Source organism: Plebeiibacterium sediminum (assembly GCF_026013605.1).
Taxonomy (GTDB): domain Bacteria; phylum Bacteroidota; class Bacteroidia; order Bacteroidales; family Marinilabiliaceae; genus Saccharicrinis; species Saccharicrinis sediminus.
This window is the reverse complement of record NZ_JAPDPJ010000348.1, coordinates 1-405: the sequence shown is the minus strand read 5'-3', so window position 1 is coordinate 405 and position 405 is coordinate 1. Positions and strand designations below refer to the sequence as shown.

The window sequence follows — 405 nt, the reverse complement described above, 5'->3', positions numbered from 1 at the left end:
AACCATCGTTTTTGGCCAAAAGTGGAATCCAAAACCCCCATTTTTAGCAAAAAATGGAATTCTGAGGCATTATGGGGGGTAAAACAAATCAAAATCCCAGACTCCAAAAATCATATATTACTATCACACAACCATTTACAATCACAAAAAGTAACAGTAAAATTACTGTTATTTTTTCAATGAATATTTCAATATACTTTAGTACTACAAGCTGAGATCAGAGCGCTATTTGCACTAAACACTTTGCACTAAGCCCTTTGCTCCTGGCTCTAAAATCGGCCGATACATGTTTAACCCGGGCTCTGATATTACCTGATCAGTGATAGCAGGGCTTACAAAAACAAAAAGTCATGGGAACATATATAAAAGGAATCAACGGAAGATTCACAGGAAAAGTAGGTAGCA

The 405-nt window shown here is 36.3% G+C and carries 1 protein-coding gene; it reads left to right on the top strand.

All coding sequences use genetic code 11. The features are described from left to right. The coding region (locus tag OM075_RS25735) for a hypothetical protein (RefSeq protein WP_301193406.1) at positions 1-183 on the top strand (183 nt) is incomplete at its 5' end. Positions 184-405: the final 222 nt, after the last annotated feature.